The sequence below is a fragment of the Flavitalea plasmicola genome (genome assembly GCF_030546645.1).
In the GTDB taxonomy this organism is placed as follows: domain Bacteria; phylum Bacteroidota; class Bacteroidia; order Chitinophagales; family Chitinophagaceae; genus Puia.
Genome location: NZ_JAUOTO010000006.1, coordinates 748,829 through 764,166, shown reverse-complemented (window position 1 = coordinate 764,166; position 15,338 = coordinate 748,829). Strand labels below are relative to the sequence as shown.

General features: G+C 42.6%; 14 protein-coding genes. 5 read left to right on the top strand and 9 right to left on the bottom strand.

Annotated elements, in window-relative coordinates; all coding sequences use genetic code 11:
* Positions 1-545 precede the first annotated feature (545 nt).
* Positions 546-821: a hypothetical protein gene (locus Q4E93_RS24975; RefSeq protein ID WP_303589990.1), complete on the top strand. Its 276-nt coding sequence runs from the start codon at positions 546-548 to the stop codon at positions 819-821.
* A gap of 181 nt (positions 822-1,002) precedes the next feature.
* Positions 1,003-1,281, top strand: a complete 279-nt coding sequence (locus tag Q4E93_RS24970; protein ID WP_303589988.1) for a hypothetical protein — start codon at positions 1,003-1,005, stop codon at positions 1,279-1,281.
* 82 nt (positions 1,282-1,363) lie between these two features.
* Here Q4E93_RS24970 and Q4E93_RS24965 read toward each other — a convergent pair whose 3' ends face one another.
* From Q4E93_RS24965 to Q4E93_RS24935, 7 genes are all read right to left on the bottom strand, one after another.
* Complete coding sequence (locus Q4E93_RS24965) at positions 1,364-2,893, bottom strand: S8 family peptidase (RefSeq protein WP_303589986.1); 1,530 nt, start codon at positions 2,891-2,893, stop codon at positions 1,364-1,366.
* A 20-nt stretch (positions 2,894-2,913) separates the two neighbouring features.
* The gene (locus Q4E93_RS24960; protein WP_303589984.1) at positions 2,914-4,143 is read right to left on the bottom strand and encodes a TlpA disulfide reductase family protein; all 1,230 of its coding nucleotides are present in this window, start codon (positions 4,141-4,143) and stop codon (positions 2,914-2,916) included.
* Between the two features lie 16 nt (positions 4,144-4,159).
* On the bottom strand, positions 4,160-5,560 hold the full coding sequence (locus tag Q4E93_RS24955; RefSeq protein WP_303589982.1) for a RagB/SusD family nutrient uptake outer membrane protein: 1,401 nt from the start codon (positions 5,558-5,560) through the stop codon (positions 4,160-4,162).
* Positions 5,561-5,570: 10 nt separating this feature from the next.
* On the bottom strand, positions 5,571-8,876 hold the full coding sequence (locus Q4E93_RS24950) for a SusC/RagA family TonB-linked outer membrane protein (protein ID WP_303589980.1): 3,306 nt from the start codon (positions 8,874-8,876) through the stop codon (positions 5,571-5,573).
* Positions 8,877-9,395: 519 nt separating this feature from the next.
* Entirely contained in the window at positions 9,396-10,616 is a 1,221-nt protein-coding gene (locus Q4E93_RS24945; protein WP_303589978.1) for a FecR family protein, read from the bottom strand.
* A gap of 210 nt (positions 10,617-10,826) precedes the next feature.
* Positions 10,827-11,405: an RNA polymerase sigma factor gene (locus Q4E93_RS24940; RefSeq protein ID WP_303589976.1), complete on the bottom strand. Its 579-nt coding sequence runs from the start codon at positions 11,403-11,405 to the stop codon at positions 10,827-10,829.
* A gap of 422 nt (positions 11,406-11,827) precedes the next feature.
* Positions 11,828-12,112 carry a hypothetical protein gene (locus Q4E93_RS24935; RefSeq protein WP_303589973.1) on the bottom strand — a complete coding sequence of 95 codons (285 nt, stop codon included), beginning with the start codon at positions 12,110-12,112 and terminating at the stop codon, positions 11,828-11,830.
* Between the two features lie 521 nt (positions 12,113-12,633).
* On the opposite strand from Q4E93_RS24935, the gene Q4E93_RS24930 reads away from it, so the two are divergent.
* Positions 12,634-12,882 (top strand): helix-turn-helix domain-containing protein, encoded by a 249-nt coding sequence (locus Q4E93_RS24930; RefSeq protein WP_303589971.1) that lies wholly within the window; start codon positions 12,634-12,636, stop codon positions 12,880-12,882.
* Between the two features lie 57 nt (positions 12,883-12,939).
* Here Q4E93_RS24930 and Q4E93_RS24925 read toward each other — a convergent pair whose 3' ends face one another.
* Positions 12,940-13,071, bottom strand: coding sequence for a hypothetical protein (locus tag Q4E93_RS24925; RefSeq protein ID WP_303589969.1), 132 nt, complete (start codon positions 13,069-13,071; stop codon positions 12,940-12,942).
* 37 nt (positions 13,072-13,108) lie between these two features.
* The gene (locus Q4E93_RS24920; protein WP_303589967.1) at positions 13,109-14,317 is read right to left on the bottom strand and encodes an aspartate aminotransferase family protein; all 1,209 of its coding nucleotides are present in this window, start codon (positions 14,315-14,317) and stop codon (positions 13,109-13,111) included.
* 58 nt (positions 14,318-14,375) lie between these two features.
* Between Q4E93_RS24920 and Q4E93_RS24915 the strand changes: the two genes are divergently transcribed.
* Both Q4E93_RS24915 and Q4E93_RS24910 read left to right on the top strand, forming a co-directional pair.
* Positions 14,376-14,915, top strand: coding sequence for a gamma carbonic anhydrase family protein (locus Q4E93_RS24915; RefSeq protein WP_303589966.1), 540 nt, complete (start codon positions 14,376-14,378; stop codon positions 14,913-14,915).
* A 152-nt stretch (positions 14,916-15,067) separates the two neighbouring features.
* Positions 15,068-15,304: a hypothetical protein gene (locus tag Q4E93_RS24910; RefSeq protein ID WP_303589964.1), complete on the top strand. Its 237-nt coding sequence runs from the start codon at positions 15,068-15,070 to the stop codon at positions 15,302-15,304.
* The last annotated feature ends 34 nt before the right edge of the window (positions 15,305-15,338 follow it).

The following is a 15,338-nucleotide window of genomic DNA, read 5'->3' as shown; positions in this document are numbered from 1 at the left end:
GTATATTGTAAATAGCTCTTCCTCGTTAGCTAAATCAATGTTGCTCTTGATTACACTCATATCTTTCTCAGTAAGAACAAACAGGAGATTAGCACGAGATATTAAAAAATAAACACCTACAGCTATGAATTGCACCCATAGCATGTTTATTTGTAAACACGGTTCTAAAAAAAGGCAGGTCATGACTACCAAAGGGAAAATATTTGTTTCTATCACTTTTTTGATGATAGCAATAGGCGGACGTCTTTTCGCCAGAATAAATCGCAAGTACTCCTATTTTCAGGTAAGATTCTATGGAACAGTAGCCGGTGGCCTTATAGGTGATCTTTCAGCTGACAGTTACGACTATACAACTGTCATAAGTTCAGGATATAGAACAGTAGTGATAAAATCCGCGATCAGCGGCGTCAAGTTAGCAACCATGTTTACGGCAATTAATGGTAGGCATAAAGTATACTATAAATAATTACCCGTACTTCTGAAAGTGTCAATCTGGAATGGAAATCGAATAAAACATCAGTTGTTATAACACTAATAAAATGATCATGAAAAAATACAGGCTATTCATATTAATTGGGGTTACTGAAATGATTTTCGGTGCCTACCTAGCAGTAAGAGCTAATAAAAGATATGCCGATTTTGATATTCGATTCAAAACCTTTTTTGGTCTATCGGGATCAGAAACAGCGAACTCTCAATTCTTCACCACTGTTCAAAGCGGATCATTAAGAACCGCAATGTTAAAAACAAATGTGGGGAATACCAAATTGGCAACCATGGTCACTGCGATTAATAACTCTCACCGAGTATATTATAAATAATGGTAGTATCGGATTTGCATTGTTGATATTAAGAATTACAAATTTGTTATAATAAAGAGAATTTATACTTAATTAAAAATATTGCGCAATAATCCTGCTGGTTTTAGCAATAGCGGGGAAGGGGAAGCTGAAAACCTTTATAAGAGAGTAGGCATATATTTTAAAATAAAAAACTTGAATTATGAAAAAGTCAAAGATTTTCATTGGATGTGCTGCTTTTGCACTTGCAATTGGTGGTTTCCTGGCAACTAAAGCCAACAAGAAATTCGCTAATTTCGACGTAAAAATTGCTGGCGCAGCTTCTGGTCTCTCAGGATCTCTGTCCGCAAGCACGACAAACTACACTACCGTTCAATCTGGCTCTTTAAGAACAGTTATGTTAAAAACCAATGTTGGCAACACTAAACTTGCAACATTGGTTACTGCCATTTCTGGAGCTCACAGGGTATATTACAAATAGGTGGTATATTCTCCAGTACAAATTTACAATGCACCTGAAATCTCTCAGGTGCATTGTAATATTCAAATAAAATATTTCTCCGTTATTTGTAATGTGCCGCCAGAGATAAAGCATTATAGGCATTTATCACTCCTCCTGTCTTACACATCTTTATAAGATATTTGCTCTTAATCACTGATTTCATGACAATATCCTTAACCTGAGTCGCTTTCAGGTGAGGATAATACTCTCTTATCAAAGCAGCCAATCCCGCAACAACTGGAGCAGCCATGCTCGTGCCATCCAAGTACTCATATTGTGATCCCGGAATGCAAGAATATATTCGTATGCCAGGCGCAAAAACATCTACATATTTTTGTCCATAATTGCTAAAAGTCGCTACCAAAGTAGAGTCATTTTTTTTTCCAGAGGCCCCTACTTCAATCCAGGCATCACCAATACCGCTGCCATCAGCAAATAAGCTATTAGGGAATACATGATTTTCCGGATCATCCAAGTCTTTACCTTCATTGCCCGCAGCATGCACTAACAAAACATCCTTGGATAAGGCATACTTTACTGCCTCGTCCACGACAGGTTTTTCCGACGAAAATCTTTTCCCGAAACTCATATTGATAATGCTAGCTCCATTATCTGCTGCGTACCGGATAGCGTTTGCGACATCCTTATCCCTCTCATCGCCATTGGGAACTACCCTAATAGCCATGATCTGGATATGATCAGCGACTCCTTTTATGCCTCGTTCATTATCTCGAACGGCTCCAATGACACCTGCTACATGTGTTCCATGCTGAGCATTAGGACCACATACATCATTATTCCCGTAAAACATCTGATGTGGATTGCTATAATTGTCCCCAATCAACGGCCGTGGATCAAAATCAAGGTTAAGTCCATAATCAACCTTATCCTTATAATATTTATATACATCCGTGACGTTTTGTTTAATTTTCTTGTAATCAGCTTGAGTACGAAACTCCACAAGCATTCTCTCGACTAGATCTTTTTGTTCATCATTCTCTGGCTTATATGTCATGAAATCATTTTGGGAAGGATTGCGATTCCCGATATGATCTTCGATAGAGTCTAATACAATCCTAATTCGATTGATCTTATCTATCATTGTATATGCGCTTTCGAGTTCTCGATCATAGATTGATTTCATCTTACGAAAGGCTTGGTAAGACATTTGATATTCCTGTGGCACTCGGCTATGTGAAATGCTATCAAAGAATGGGCTTTTTTCCCGTAACTGCCTGGTTAATTCTAAATTATCATAATTAACATTGCCAACCCTGCCCCCGATGAAATTCCAACCATGAATGTCATCTGAATAGCCATTCCGGTCATCATCTATCCCATTGTTGGCCTGCTCTCTCCTATTTCTCCAGATAATTTGAGATAAGTCCTCATGAGAAGTATCGATGCCCCCATCAATTACGGCTACAATTACTATCTTCGGTTTCTTATACTTCAACAAGGCGTAAGCCTTTTCAGTGCTTATACCGAATACACTATCCTTTTCTAAATCGAGATTTTGCCAATTGCTTACCTGGGCCGACATGTCGAAGCAAACGGCAAACAAAATGCCCGTAAGTATAAATTTAAACATACAAATAAATAGAGCTAAGATTATCTATTGACGGAAGTAACAGATTGAGTCGATGATTTACCGTCTCCGAGATATTTCCATAAATTCCATTCTAATTCGGCCCCGTTTACATCCCAGGCCACGATATTTCCAGACCTATCCAATAGGACATTGGTCGTATTTTCACTTCTGTAGTTTCCATATTCCCTGTATACCTTTTCTATAATTTTTCCCCCTGGATTGATAAGATTAAGCCACGGATACTTTTCCATTGTCAGCGCCTCTTTCCAGCTTTCCATATCTATATCGGATGAAATTCCGACAACATCCAGTCCCTTATCATGATATTGTTTATAGAGGTCCCGTAGCTCATATTGAAACTTCCTTCTTTCATATGAATGCGTAGCCCAAAAATGTATTAAAGTCATTTTATTACGCCCTAGAAGTTCATTTGATGTCACCTGCCGACCTTCAGCGTTCGAAAAACTGAACGCCGGGAAAGGCTGTCCAATACATAGTGCCGTCAGTTCTTTCATCCATTTACCTAAAAAACTGTTCTTTTTAGCACTATCCAAATTTTTATAAAATTCTGCCCAATAGGCGGCATGTCCCGACCGTTGAAAGCTGGAATAATAAGTAGGCAGAACAATGTTAGATTCCTTAATATCAGGTGTACGCGAATCGTCTGGATCTTTATCGCCGTAAAATATCTGGTAATAAAATGTCTTATTAAGCTCTTCCCGAAGAGTAAAAATATTACCTAGCATAGGTCCGTCAAATCCGATGGAGTCTTTCAATTTTTGCACATATCGGTTCAACTTTCCAATGCTTTCATAATAGATTTCCTCAGCAGGTACCAGACACAATAATGAATAATTAGTTGGGCTACCTTTGATGGATATATATCTTTCAAGAGTGGGACTCGGAATCTGATCGATGTTGCTGCTATTTATTGTGATCGATTCATAGTTGTTTAAATACAAATTAATCTTTTTGCCATCATGTTTGTCGAAGATCATCATATACCTACGCGGTCCTTCAGGGACTGTCCCACTAAGATAGAACTCTCCATTCTTCACCGAAGCAGTATCAGAAACAACCCAAAAGTCTGTATAGGACCCCAACCCTTTACTATTCGACAACATCATTGTGACTTTTTCATGTTCCTTAAGGCCTTCTATACGTCCAGTGATACTATATTTTGCATTCTGGGCTTGTGAAACAGGTCCTGCAAGCTGGCTAATTAAAAGAAAAAAAAATGATCTTGACATCGTAGTATGATTTTTATTATTTCCCATATCCTGGATTCTGGGTTAAATTTGGATCTGTTAATAGTTCCTGATGGGGAATGGGGTATAGTGTATCCGTTTTTTGCCACGAAGGTTTAATAGTCGAAAGAGCAACATCCGCCTTGCCAGTTCTTTTAAGATCAAACCATCTATGTCCCCATTCTGCGAAAAATTCAATTCTCCTTTCCTGAGCCACAGCTTCCAGTACTTGTGCCTGAGAGAGAGAGGGATCCAACTCAGAAAGGCCCGCTCTTTTACGAATAATATTCAAATCACCAATAGCATCAAATGTCTTATTCATTTGCGCATTTGCTTCTGCCCGAATGAGATATTGCTCAGCTAATCGTAATATTGTATAGTATTCGGTAATGCTGCCTCCCGATGCATCTCTTACTTTATACTTATGTGGATAAAAAAGATCTGTCCCTGAAATATTAACGCTATCCACCCATGACTCACGCCTTTTGTCTCCTGGTTCAAACGCACCAAGCAACTGATCTGTCAATGTATAATAAGGCGCTGTCTGGGAATCATATGGAATGAAAAGATTTCCTTCCTGGGTGGCATACAGGAAGTTGCCCTGGTTAATATCCTGCCATTGCAAGATTGCCTCATTGCCATTCATTAAGAAGACATCATTAAGATTCGAATCTAAATTATAAAGAGAAGATTGATTTATAATAAGATTAGCCTCGGCAACTGCTTGTGACCAGTTTTGTTTATAAAGGTATGCTCTGGCCAAGAGCGCACTTGCCGCCCAGGAAGTTGCCCGAATTCGTTCCTTGAATAGGCTATAATCTGAGGGTAGTGTTGTTTTGGCTTCAGTTAAATCCGAAATCATTTGTTGATACACTGAGTCTGCACTTGTCCTTGCAAGTAGAGACGTTTTAACAAATGCAGTAGACGTAACCAAGGGAACATCCCCAAATAAATTTACAAGATAAAAATAGCAGAAAGCACGAAGAAATTTCGACTCACCAATCAATTGCTTCTTTACTTCTCCCGGCAATGTTTTCGATGCCTGTATGCCTTCTATACACGCATTTGCCATATAAATATCATAATAACAGGGTGCCCAAAAAACATTTAGAAGTGTGCCATCATCAGATAACAATTCATTGGTGAAATAGGGGTCGCTGCCATTGCCGAAAGGGTTTAGCTCATCAGCACTCATACCGGCATATATTGTTGTTGCACCACTTGCATAAAAGAAACTTCCAGAACTATAACTCATATCATTATAAATGGAAGTAACAGCAGCAGTAGCCTGGGCAACTGAACTGAAAGTTTCACTCGTGGTAATAGAGTTTGTGGGTTCTGCAATATGAACGAGCTTTTTACACCCGCCCAAAATTATGAGACTGGCAGAAAAGTATGTGTATATAATACAGCGTTTCATAATAATCGCGTTAAAAATTAAAAGTTATTCCCCCTACCAATGTTTTTGAAGGAGGCATACTACCGAAAACTTGCGTATCAGGGTCTAGTCCCTTGTATTTTGTGATAACAAACAGATTGTTAGTATGAATAAAGAACGTGCAACCTTCCATTCCCGCCTTTCTGACAATAGATGAAGGCAAAGTATAAGAAAGAGAAAGGTTAGATAGTCGTACAAATGATGCATCTGTATAAATGCCGTCTGACGCAATAAAATGTATATAAGAATCAGTAGTCTTTGTGGTAAATTTGGCATAAGAAGCAATATCACCTGGCTTTTGCCAATGCTTTTCAAACAATTCCAAAGATTGGTTACCAAGCTTTCCCGCAAGGCCGCTGTTGGCAAAAGCGTTCTTTCCAATTTGCTTTTTGTATTGGAAGAATAAATTTAGAGCAAACCCCTTATAATTGAAATTCATCCCAATGCCTCCAAAGTACTTAGGGCTACGATCAAATGCATATGTATCAGTCTGATCAGGATGTGCTGGGTCATACACAATTTCTCCATCGTGATTCTTATCCTCAAAGATATATTCCCCAGTTTGCGGATCGACACCCTTATTATGGAATAGGTTAATCATATTCAAAGATTTGCCAATTATAAGCAAACTTGCATATGGAGATTGATCAATATTTGGATAAGCTAACAGTTTGTTCTTATTAAGAGAAATGTTGAAGTTAATCGTCCACGTTAGATCTTTTTTATCTATCAGTTTAGCGCCCATGGTAAATTCCCATCCTGCATTCTGCACCAATGCAGGAGAATTAGCTATGACAGAAGTAAATCCGCTAAGATATGGTGTAGGAAAGCTCACCAATTGATTTCCACACCGGTCCCGATAATACACTGCTTCAAGATTTATTCTGTCTTTCAGAAAACCTAAGTTAAGAGCCGCCTCAAGCTTTTTATTCACCTGCCACCGATAATTTGGGTTAGCATGCTGGGTAGGAAACAGCGGCTGAGAACCATTATAAGGAATTCCCGATGTGACATTTGCCGACCACCTAGTTAGATATTGATAATCACCCACAGCATCACTACCAGTGGTACCGTAGCTTCCTCTCAATTTTCCAAAGCTAATGAAAGGAAGTCCTTTCTTCAACCAATTTTCCTCAGAAAAAATCCAGGCCGCACCTACCGATCCAAAGTTGCCATACTGATTTCCCTCGCCAAAACGACTTGATCCGTCGCGACGGCCATTGAAGTTCAATATATATTTATTCTTAAGATTATAGGTAACTCTGCCAAATGCTGCTGCATATTTATATTCGCCGAAAAGATCGTTAGCGCGCTGAGTTTGAGCATTGGCAATGGATTTCAACAGGCGATCATCCGTATATCCATCTCCCGTCAACAGAATTCCGCCGGTACTGGTATGCTGAACGGATGCTCCGGCCAAGATCGACAACTTCCCCTCGCCTATAATACCGTCGTAACTTATTTGAGGCTCAACTATCCAGTTTTTATTTGTGTTATATCCTGAGCGATTAAGACCAACCGGGCTACTAAGCGGATCCTGGGAAGCAATCGGTGAAAGAAACATTGTATTGGCTTGGGTGTTATTATACCCCAGATTGGTAGTGAATTGCAATCCCTTGAAAAGTAAATAGCCAAAAACCAAATTGCTATTGAGAAAATTGGTTTTGGCTGTGTAAGGTTGCTTGAGACTATAAAAAGGATAACGTTGTCTGGCAGTAGCGTTGCTTCCTCCGTATCCTGCATAATTCAAATTTCCCACAGAATCATAGATTGCTGGGGCATTTGGAGGAAGTGTACCTGCAGCGGCTATATTTATCATATCCGATTGAGTATAGGAGTACTGTCCTATCAGACCGACGGAGAACCGTTGATTGGCAGAACGATGTGTAAGATTGAAGGATAATGAACCTCGTTGATCTGCGCCGCTGACAGTTTGGATATTAGTATTGCGATTGTAAGAAGCTCCAAGCCGGAAGGTGGTTCGCACATCTCCTCCTGAAAGCCCAGCATATGCATCAATATTTCGTCCTGTGCCGCCGTACAAGCTTTTCTGCCAATCAGTATACTTTGTTGTGTCAAATTGCAGAAGATCATAATCACCATGGTTTATAGAGGGAGTGATGCCGTCATTCTTCAGTGCCTCCTTGCGCATTTGCAGATATTGTTGCGTGTTCATCATCTGCCAGTATTTGGTGACTTTGCTGAGGCCACTTTCGATGCGCATGTCTAATTTGGTCTTTCCCGTCTTCCCTTTCTTGGTGCTGATCAATATAACGCCATTAGCTCCCCTTGAACCGTAAATAGCGGTTGCATCGGCATCTTTTAATACTTCTATGCTTTCAATATCCCCTGGATTCAAACTAAAGAACGGACTTTGGCCATTGGCCGGTCCTCCATATCCTGATTGTAAGAATCCATACGAACCACTTTCGTACGTGGAAGAATTTCCTACCTCCAAGACAGTCAAAGGTACCCCATCAATGATATATAAAGGATCGGAGGTAAAAAGAGAATTAATAGCGCTTCTTCCCCTCAATTCTATTTTGACCGGAGCACTAGCAAAACCACTGGTTTGCACGACATCCAGGCCTGCCACTTTTCCTTGAAGAGCCAACAAAGGGTTCATTATTGGCTGTCTTTCAATCTCTTCGCTAGTAACTCGGCCAATATTACTTGTGGTTAGCCGTTTGCTTGTCCTTCCGTATGCCTGCACAACCTGTACATCCAGATCATTCATTGCAATCGTCAATCGTATGGAGATGGGTTCTTCATTCTTTACTATGAAAGTGTGACTTTTGTAGCCAACGTAACTAATAATTAAAATGCTATTTTCAGGGACAGCAGGCAATACGAATTCACCTTTAGCATTCGTAAGCGTTCCTTTTCCCGTCTGTTTAATTGTGATATTGGCTCCGGACAATGGCTGCCCAGATTCATTGTAAACAACCCCTTTTGTTTTGAACATCTTTTCCGCTATAGGGTCATTCAATACAATTTTTCTTTCTGGCTTTCTTGTTATGAAAATGGTTTTATTCAGAATACTGTAATCAAGTCCTTGTCCCTGTAAACACTCCTCTATTACATTCTCAATATTCGCATTTTTGAAATCTAAGGTCACATTCTTTACTCCCTGAAAAATGCTATAGTCATAAAAGAACACATACCCCGTTTGTTTCTTGATCATGGTAAACACTTTTTCCAGAGGCAGATCCTTTCCAGAAATAGTTACTTTCTGGCCAAAGCCAGTGGCACCGAGATGAAGGTATATAGCTACCAAAAAGAAGGTGGTCAATTTCATCGTCCTTAGCAGTTGTTGAGACACCTTATTATGCACAGAAATAGGGCGTCTACGTATAGTAAAAAAAAGCATTACCTTTAGTTTAGGATTATAGTACAAAGTCCGCCCCGTAAAGGCGGGTTTTGGAGTCCTGCTCTATCAGGACTTTTAGAGCCGAAGTGCTAGTAACACTTCGGCTTCTTTTTGGGATGCATCCTGCGTATTATGGATGTATGCCATTTATACAGGGTGTAGAGGGAACTTGTAGTACTCCTTTCTTAGCATGTTCATAATTTTAGGTGGTTCGCAAATAAAACTAAATAGCCCAGCCTGGTAGGTCGCAAGATCTTATTGCGGGCATTGATCCCGAAACGAGAGGCACTCCACAGGCTTAAAAGAAAGGTTTAATGGACTAATGGGAATTGGGTTCCACCTGAAATGGGATATATGTGAATTTTCTTATGCCTTAAAGGACGAAAGGTTTGATAAAGCAAGAATCGCGTAGAGTGTATAAGGTATAATGGTAAAGGAACTGCTGTGTTATGGTCTCACCGTGAGCTTTCGCCCTTCGATGTCAAAGTGTACCTCGTTCTTCTCGAGGATCTTCAACACCTCTGAAAGATTTAGCTTACGTTCCATGTCTCCTCCAAATGTGCGATTGGGAATTGCCCCCTCATAGACCACCTCCACATTGTACCAGCGGGCCAGCATCCGCATCGCCGTCTTTATATCGGCTCTTTCAAAATGAAATAGTCCGTTCTTCCAGGCCACCACCCCATCGGTGTCCACATCATCCAGGGTTTCGAGGCTGCCGGACTCATTCATCCGGGCTTGTTGACCAGGCTTGAGGATCTTCCGGGCATCGCCGCGGGAAATACGCACAGCGCCTGATAATAAGGTTGTCTTTATTGTAGTTTCGTCAGTGTAAGCAGAGATATTAAAGCTCGTTCCCAACACGTCCACTTGCGTTCCTTCATTCACTTTCACTTTGAATGGTTGACGGGCATTGGGCGCTATTTCAAAATATGCCTCCCCTTTCAGTTCCACCTCGCGGTCCTTGCCTGTGAAGGCGACGGGATAGCGAAGAGACGATGCGTTGTTCAACCAAACCTTGGTACCATCCGGCAGCAAAAGCTGAAACTGACCAGCGGCCGGTGTTGTCAGCGTATTATACGCGAGGGCGGCTGGTTTTTCACTCCCCGTATTATTGTAAGCCAGTTTGCCGTCATCCAGCTTCACTACACGGGCAATGCCCTGGTGAGCGATGGTCCCTTTGCCGGCGCTGTCCAACACTACATTGGAGCCGTCGGACAAAGTCAGAATGGCTTTATTTCCACCCGGCGCCACGTCATTCTTAAAAGTAGAGGTAAGCGCGGGTGAAGCATCGGACGTGGCAACCGGCCTATTTCTCGTATAGAGCCAGGCGCCAACAGCCAAAAGACCAACAAGGGAGGCCGCCACAAAATACCGGGTACGATGCATGGGCCTCACTATGGCTGGTTGTACGGAAAGATCTTCTTCATCTATGGCAGATATAACCTTTTCCCATCCTGCCTTTTTCAAAGATTGTAAATTAGAGAACTTCTGGACCCTACCCCGGAGATAATCCGGATCGGAAAGCTTGTCAAACCACACACGATTCTCATCCGACAATTGCCTCCAGTCCATCAGCTCCTGGTACTCTTCCTGCGTTATTTCATCATTATGAAATTTAATTATCAGCCCTGCTATCCTTTCTATGTAGTTCAGTTCATCCGACATGCACTTCCTGTTTGTACTTTTTGCGATCCATCTGATAAAAAAATATCATCCCTTCTGCAACAGCGTTCAATCTTACTACGAATGACATTATAGTTTTAACAAAAGAATCTTCAAGTTTTTTAAAAAAATTATTTCTATTCCAGGTTCCGGAATTGGAACACCTATTATGTATAAATCACATAATAGTCTTGCGGCCCGAAAAATGATTGCTTAAATGAAAAAGAATAAGGCGATAAGGCAAAGCTCTACCGCAGGCAATGACGAACGAAGAAGGTGGATCGCCCTTGCTTTTTGATTGAGGACATTTTGGTTGCTGATGCCCATCCTGGCTGCCACTTCCGCAGTAGTCAGATTATTAACGTAAATGAGTTCGAAGATCTTCCGGCATTTGCCGGGAAGGGATTTTATCTGATGTGCCAATGCGCCCAGGACCTCGGCATTGATCATTTCATTCTTCATGTCTCCGCTTAACTCTTCCATGTAAAGAATCTCTTTATGCGCGGATCGCTGTTTTTGAAGGAAACGCAAATAGTCGATACAAGCATTACGGCTTGTCACATATAGAAAGGCGCGTATATTATTGAGGCTTTCGAAATTTTCGCGTAATCGCCAGAGCTTGATGAAGGTTTCGGTAGTAATATCCTGAGCTTCTGTCTCCTTGCGGATCATATTGTAGGCGAAGATATACAACCCGTCATAACAGGAGTCGTATACACGCTTAAACTCTTCGCGATCCCCTTCGCGGAACCGATCGATAGAGACATCAAGTGTCAAAGTATTACCACTCATACCTTACTTGCCATTAAAATGCTACTAACTAATTCGAACAACCAAAACAACCAATTAAATTTTAACGTCAGGCAGTGATCCCCGCTTCCGGGGCTAGGGCCTGTTTCGGATAAGGTTTCATGAAGATATTGAAAAATAAAATATGTGAGTTTTTCTAACAAGAAAAAGGGCCAAACGCTGACAATGATAGCATAATCTATCAGTTTCTACCTCTTTTTAATCATTTTATTTAGGGTCTCTAACAAATTCTCCCTAGAAAAAAAGGTGATTTTTACCTAAAAAAAGGTCGTATTTATACTACAAGTATTTTTCGACCATTCCATAAGGGTAAATATTTATGTGCAAATAAAGAGCTGTTTGCAAATAGACGCTGCATAAAATTACAAACTTAATTGGAAAAGCGAGACAAAAGAAATTCACAGTCATTTCGCCCGGCCTACCCCGGCCAACAACCAACCGGCTTCCAGCAATTCCTCAAAATGCCTGCAGCGCAATAGGAGGTCCGCCCGCTCCTCGGGCTCGCTGAATTCCGAATTATCTGTCGTCAGGCAGGCCTCTACCATACTCCACAATATGTATCGCAGCTCGTGCAAACGGTAGTCATTATAAAAGCGTCGAAATACCCGCAGCGGTTCCTGCTTGTCTTCCTCTTCTAAATATATGATCTTGTCAAAAAGCTCCTCCGAAGATTGATTGAACCTGGACATAGAATTTGATTTTAATGGATACTCAATTATCCATATCGGGAGGAGATTGTCGGGTAAATTGCAGCATAAAATTAGATAAAAAAGAAACCAGATTAGGGAGAAAGTTGGTTAAAAATAAGATATTTATCCACAAATTAAATGAATCAAAGCGGTAGTTTTTATAAATGAACGGATAGCAATTTTATTGCTATATAAAGACGAAGTAAACTGTGGTGGAATGGCATAGGTGGAGCAGCCTCACGGAAACCCACAACCGATCTGGATGATATGCTGTCTTAAAAAAAGAAAAAGCCGATCCCTGAAGACCGGCATAAGAAAAACTGATCTGGTTCGTACCCATATCTGGCCGGCAAAGTAACTTTTCCGGCCCCTTCTGTCAATACCCAGTTAGTTGTAATTTTTTTCAATGTTTATATTTTCCCGCATTGCTCTTGCAAAAAAGAGTTAAATTGTGGCCTAATTAAACCGCACGCCTATCGGGAAAAATTTTCATCTTGGTTATCCATTAACCAAACCAATCCATGACAACAGCAGAAAAAGAAATCCTTAAAAAAAGATTCGGGGCCACTATCCAGGAGCTGCGGGAGAAAAAACGACTCAGCCTAAGACAGGTAGCCGCCAATTGCAACCTCGACAACAGCAAGATCGCCAAGATCGAAGACGGGAGATTCAATGTTTCCTTATCCACCATCGTCGAGCTGGCCCGAGGATTGGAAACGCACCCTTCCAAGTTATTCGTGGGTGAATTCACCTGGTTCGCCCTGGCCTAAATGCCGCAGACCCTCACCAGACCACCGGTCAAAACTTATGAATGCTACGAAATGCCCTCAATTCAAGAGGGCATTCGTCTTCTGTGACTGCACAGTTATAGGGCTGATCCCCGGCAGTCCCGCCACATCCACGGTCTTTTTACCCTGAAAGAACCGGGCAATGGTCGCATCGCCTGGTTGGAGCTTCATAAGTAGGTTTACTATGAGAAACACCCAACCCGCCTTGTTAATGAGTGAGCGATGACAAAATAATCTCACAGGCCTGCCGGATCTCCTCCTCCGTAATTAGAAGAGGTGGGGCTATGCGCATACACTGCGGTGCGAAAAGGTACCAATCTGTCAGCAAGCCCTTTTCAATGCAGTTATCAATGACCTGCTTGTTTATCTCAAAGCTGTCGAATTCCACGGCCATCAACAATCCGCAACTGCGCAGCTGCCGGATGGAAGGATGCACCAACAACTGCCGGAACAAAGCTTCCTTTGCCGCCACCTCGCTGATCCATTTCTCTTCCAGCAACACTTCCAGGGACGCCTGCCCCGCCGCGCAGGAGATGGGATGCCCGCCGAAAGTCGTGATATGTCCCAGCACGGGATCTCCAGTCAAAGTCCACATCAACTGTCTATCGGCAATAAACGCGCCCATGGGCATGCCGCCTCCCAGCGCCTTCCCCAACAGCAGAATGTCGGGCACAATGTCATAATGATCGAAGCCCCAGAGCCTGCCTGTCCTGCCGAATCCCGCCTGGATCTCGTCCAGTACCAATAAAGCTCCTGTCTCTTCGCATCGCTGCCGTAATGCCTTCATCCACTCCCGTGCCGGCGCGTACACGCCCCGCTCGGCCTGTACGGTCTCTGCGATCACACAAGCGGTGCGATCCGTGATCCATTCCAGACTGTCCATCACATTATATTCGACATGCCGTACGCCCGGCAGCAACGGACGATAAGCATTCCGCCAGTATTCGTCCCCCATAACGCTTAGCGCTCCCTGTGTACTGCCATGGTAGGACTGCCGGAAAGCTACTATTTCCGTACGGCCTGTCGCTCGTTTGGCCAGCTTCATCGCCCCTTCCGTAGCCTCTGCCCCGGAGTTAGTGAAATAGATGCTGTTCAGCGAAGCTGGCAGATTGGCCGCCAGCAAAGTTGCATACCGGACTTGCGGAGACTGGATCAGCTCCCCATACACCAATACATGCAGGTAGCGGTCGGCCTGGTCTTTAATTGCCTGGACTACGCGCGGATGTCGATGACCTGTGTTGCAGACGCTGATACCCCCTATAAGGTCCATATAGGCTTTTCCGGACGGCTCATACAGGTGGATGCCTTCTGCCCGGGCGATCTCGATGCCCAGGGGGCTGGGAGAGGTCTGGGCTACGTGTCGCAGGAACATTTGCCGAAGATCCATGCCCTTGCTGTTGTTGGAATTAAAACTCATTAATGGCAAAGTTCGTAAAAGAATTCTTAGGATATTCGCATAAACAAAAAGCATTGCCATGGCTACCATTCTTCCCGTCGAAGGCAAATTCCCAAAATTTGGAAAGAACTGCTTCGTTGCCCCCAATGCCACGGTTGTGGGAGATGTGGAGATCGGTGATGACACCAGCATCTGGTTCAATGCGGTCGTTCGCGGCGATGTCAATAGCATCCGCATCGGCAATAAAGTTAATATCCAGGATGGCGTGATCATCCATGCCACGTATCAAAAAACAAAAACGGTGATCGGAGACAATGTTTCAATCGGTCACAATGCCATTGTACACGGCTGTAAACTATGCGATAAAGTCCTTGTAGGGATGGGCGCTATCATCATGGACAATGCCGAGATCGGCAGCAACACGATCATTGCAGCGGGCGCCGTTGTCCTGGAAGGCACCAAGATCGAAAGCGGTACGATCTATGGAGGTATTCCCGCCAGAAAGATCAAGGACATACCTGTAGACCTGATCAAGGGCCAGATCGACCGCATTGCAGAACATTATACGCTTTATGCCAGCTGGTTCAAGGACTCCAATGCGGCGCCGCCTGCTCAGTAATTGATTAGTATCTGCGGCAAAAGACAAAATACCCTTAGAACTAACCAGAAACCACTAGTTTCCAATCGCTACAAGTGATTACCCTTGCATTTTCAAAATAATATTTGTAGGTTTAAATCGTTTATAAATAAGAAAAGACCCAATCCGATCCCATGAACACAGAACCGACGATATACGACACAAGATCCATATATAGCAGGAGTCCGGAGAGAACTAATTTTCCCCTTCTGATCCTCTTGTCGGCATTGCTCTTCTTCGGTAGTTCCTGCGGACTGGTACACAATCTTTTCGGACCAAAAAGCGGCTGTCCAAGCAACGGGAAAAATGTGGGTGCGGAGCGGATCCTGAGTGGAGAGAAAGTCCCGAAGGCGTCTAAATTCAAAGCATAGTAAGTATCTGTACTCTATTATAAACATTTAAATC

Coding starts and splice junctions, on each gene's coding strand:
- Q4E93_RS24975 (WP_303589990.1), top strand. CDS start 546: ATGAAAAAATACAGGCTATTCATATTAATTGGGGTTACTGAAATGATT.
- Q4E93_RS24915 (WP_303589966.1), top strand. CDS start 14,376: ATGGCTACCATTCTTCCCGTCGAAGGCAAATTCCCAAAATTTGGAAAG.
- Q4E93_RS24920 (WP_303589967.1), bottom strand. CDS start 14,317: ATGAGTTTTAATTCCAACAACAGCAAGGGCATGGATCTTCGGCAAATG.
- Q4E93_RS24935 (WP_303589973.1), bottom strand. CDS start 12,112: ATGTCCAGGTTCAATCAATCTTCGGAGGAGCTTTTTGACAAGATCATA.
- Q4E93_RS24910 (WP_303589964.1), top strand. CDS start 15,068: ATGAACACAGAACCGACGATATACGACACAAGATCCATATATAGCAGG.
- Q4E93_RS24940 (WP_303589976.1), bottom strand. CDS start 11,405: ATGAGTGGTAATACTTTGACACTTGATGTCTCTATCGATCGGTTCCGC.
- Q4E93_RS24970 (WP_303589988.1), top strand. CDS start 1,003: ATGAAAAAGTCAAAGATTTTCATTGGATGTGCTGCTTTTGCACTTGCA.
- Q4E93_RS24925 (WP_303589969.1), bottom strand. CDS start 13,071: ATGAAGCTCCAACCAGGCGATGCGACCATTGCCCGGTTCTTTCAGGGT.
- Q4E93_RS24965 (WP_303589986.1), bottom strand. CDS start 2,893: ATGTTTAAATTTATACTTACGGGCATTTTGTTTGCCGTTTGCTTCGAC.
- Q4E93_RS24945 (WP_303589978.1), bottom strand. CDS start 10,616: ATGTCGGATGAACTGAACTACATAGAAAGGATAGCAGGGCTGATAATT.
- Q4E93_RS24950 (WP_303589980.1), bottom strand. CDS start 8,876: ATGAAATTGACCACCTTCTTTTTGGTAGCTATATACCTTCATCTCGGT.
- Q4E93_RS24960 (WP_303589984.1), bottom strand. CDS start 4,143: ATGTCAAGATCATTTTTTTTTCTTTTAATTAGCCAGCTTGCAGGACCT.
- Q4E93_RS24930 (WP_303589971.1), top strand. CDS start 12,634: ATGACAACAGCAGAAAAAGAAATCCTTAAAAAAAGATTCGGGGCCACT.
- Q4E93_RS24955 (WP_303589982.1), bottom strand. CDS start 5,560: ATGAAACGCTGTATTATATACACATACTTTTCTGCCAGTCTCATAATT.